This window comes from Desulfobaculum sp. (genome assembly GCF_054921475.1).
Map to the genome: position 1 here is coordinate 1 of NZ_JBUDSW010000348.1, position 2,963 is coordinate 2,963.

The 2,963-nt window shown below is 63.8% G+C and carries 2 protein-coding genes; one reads left to right on the plus strand and one right to left on the minus strand.

The genetic code is table 11. The features are described 5' to 3' along the window. Window positions 1-2,330, plus strand: a 2,330-nt coding sequence (locus ACY69P_RS15710; RefSeq protein WP_462328162.1) for a M16 family metallopeptidase, incomplete at its 5' end; no start/stop codon positions are given. Window positions 2,331-2,424: 94 nt separating this feature from the next. Here ACY69P_RS15710 and ACY69P_RS15715 read toward each other — a convergent pair. Continuing rightward, window positions 2,425-2,963 (minus strand): phosphatase PAP2 family protein (locus ACY69P_RS15715; RefSeq protein ID WP_462328163.1); only part of this gene is annotated, 539 nt, incomplete at its 5' end.

A 2,963-nucleotide genomic window follows, 5' to 3' on the forward strand; every position in this document is an offset into this window, starting at 1 on the left:
CGCTGAACGCGGCCACCAGCTTTGACTACACCGTCTACAAGGTAGACGTCCCCGCAGAGCATCTTGCCCTTGGCGTTGACGTTATTAAAGACATGGCCTTTGGCGCCACCCTCGACCCCGACGAACTGGACCGCGAGAAAAAGGTTGTCATCTCCGAACTGGAACGCGGCGAAGACAACGCCTCCAGCCGCGTATTTAAGGCCATGCAGCCCCTGTTGTGGGGTGGCACGCCCTACCAGTGGCCCATCATCGGCTACCGCGACACGGTACAGGGCATCACCAGGCAGGACATCAAGGACTACATCGACACCTACTATCAGCCGCAGTCCATGCTGGCCGTGGTGTGCGGCGATGTGGACATGGACGAGGCCACAGCGCTGGTGCAGAAGCACTTCGGCTCCCTGACCAACACCCGCACCCTGAAGCCCAAGCGGCCCCTGCCGCTGCCCGAAGCCGACGGCCCGCACTTTGCCGTATCCAAGGGCCCTTGGAACAAAACCTATCTGGCCGTGGCCTTCCCCATCCCCAGCCTGCACTCCGACGACATCGCAGGGCTGGACCTTTTGGCCCACATGCTGGGCGGCGACAACACCTCGCTGCTGTACCGCCACCTCAAGTACGACAAGGGCCTTGTGGACCAAATCTCCGCGTACAGCATGACCCTTGATCAGGTCGGCATGCTGTACATCAGCGCCACGCTGGACGGCGACAAGCTCCCCGCCTTCTGGAAGGAGCTGCAATCCACCCTTGCCGGACTCTCGGGCGACTCCTTCACGGACAAGGACTACGAGAGCGCCGTCTTGAACATTCAGGACTCGCTCTATTCCAGCCGGGAAACCATCGGCGGGCTGACCTCCAAGCTGGGCTACTTCCAGTTCTTTGAAGGCAGCACCAAGGCCGAAGACCGCTACGCCTCGCGGCTGGACGCCGTGAATGCCAAGGAACTCCAGCGCCTGATTGATACCTACATCCAGCCCGGCGCCGCGCGCGTGGCCGTGGAGCTTGATAAATCCTCAGACGAGCCGGAAGCCGTCACCGCGGCCATGAAGAGCACCATGCAGGACGTCTGGCCCGCGCAGAAGACGCAATCCGTCGAACGCACCGCGCACGAGGACGCCAAAACCGAAGTCATCGACCTGCCCCGCGACCATACGCTGGTGCTCCAGCCCGACGACACCCTGCCCTACACGGCCATGACCATGGCCTTCCGTGGCGGCAACGCGCTGATCTTCCCCGGCGAAGAAGGCGTATCCTCGCTTACGGCCAAAGCCCTCACCAAAGGCACCACTCGCCTGAGCGCGCCGGAATTCCGCAAGGCTCTCTCCGGACGCGCGGCGTCCATCTCCGCCAGCGCGGGGAGCGACTTCTTCGTCTTGTCCGCGCGGTATCCCACCCGGTACGAGGACGAGATGCTGCCGCTCTTCCGCGAGACGTTGCAGGCCCCTGCCTTTGCCGAAAAGGAAGTTGACCGCGCCCGCAAGGAGCAGATGGCGCAAGTGAAGCAGCTGCAGGACCAGCCCCTTGGCCTTGCCCTGCAGCACATGTTCCCCTTCCTGTATGCGAATACGCCCTACCGCCTCTCGCAGCTTGGCACCGTGGAAGATGTGGCCGAACTCACGCGGGATGACGTGCTGTCCTACTGGGAGCGCCAGCGCAAGCAGCGTTGGACTCTGGCCGTCTGCGGCACGTACGACCGTGACGCCATCATTGCCATGGCAAAGTCCTTCGCCAAGGCCCAGCCCGGCGAACCCTTTGGCTACAACACGCCGGACTGGAACACGGACCGCGAGCTGAAACTGAACCTTGCCGAGCGCAATCAGGCGCACCTGCTCGCCATCTTCCCCGTTCCCGGCGAACTTGGTGAACACCGGGCCGAGCTGGACCTGCTGCGCGACATCCTCGCCGGGCAGAGTGGCCTGCTCTTCAGCGACCTGCGCGACAAGCAGGGGCTGGGCTACACCGTCACCGCCCTGTTGTGGCAGGCCCCGAAAACCGGCTTCCTCGCCTTCTACATCGGCACCAACAAAAACAAGCTGGAAAAGGCCCTGCAGGGCTTCCACAACACCGTGGCCCAACTCAAGGAAGCGCCCCTGCCCAAGGCCACCATCAGCCGCGCCCAGAACCTGATGCGCGGCTCCTACTACCGCCAGAACCAGAGTCTGTCCGCCCGCGCCCGTGAGGCAGCGCATAACGTCATGCTCGATGAGCCGCTGCACTACGAGCAGGACATCATCGAAAAAGCCCAGCACCTGACGGGCAAGGACATCCAAAACGTCGCCAAGGCCTACCTCAACTGGGACAAGGCCTACATCCTCACCGTGGAGCCTTAACCCGCCCCGCGCATGCATAAACGAAAGCCCCCGGCAGAACATTCTGCCGGGGGCTTTTTTGATGATATGGGCCGCCGTTTGGGGCGTGGCCGGATTACGCGTCCGGCGGGGTCTCGTCCTGCGCCGGGGGCGCGCCCTGACCAAGGGCTATGAGTACGGCGCAAGTCGCAAGGGCCGCGCCAATGCCGAAGAGCCACCCCATGCCGACGTCGAGGGGGTAATGCTTGGCGAGGTACACGCGCGAGAAGCCCACCACAAGGGGCAGCAGCCAAATGCTGCGCCGCACGCGCGGCCAGAAGAACGCCAGCAGGCACGCCACGGCCATGGAGCTTGCCGCATGGGCCGAGGGATAGGAATTGCCGCGCTCCTTGGTCTGCACATAGTCGGCGGGGCGCTGTTGCCATGCGCCATCCTCGTGGTAATGCACCCCGGCAAGGGCGTTGAGCGGACGCACCCGGCCCACGCTGTGCTTCACGATATTGGTCCCGCCGTCAGTCAGCCCCAGCGTCGCCAGCAAGGCGATGAGCACAACGGCCCGCCGCTGCCACGACACATGGCGCAGGCCAAGGACCAAACCGCCGCCCACCACCGCCCATAACAGAAGCGGCGACGAAACAAGCGGCATCAGCACAT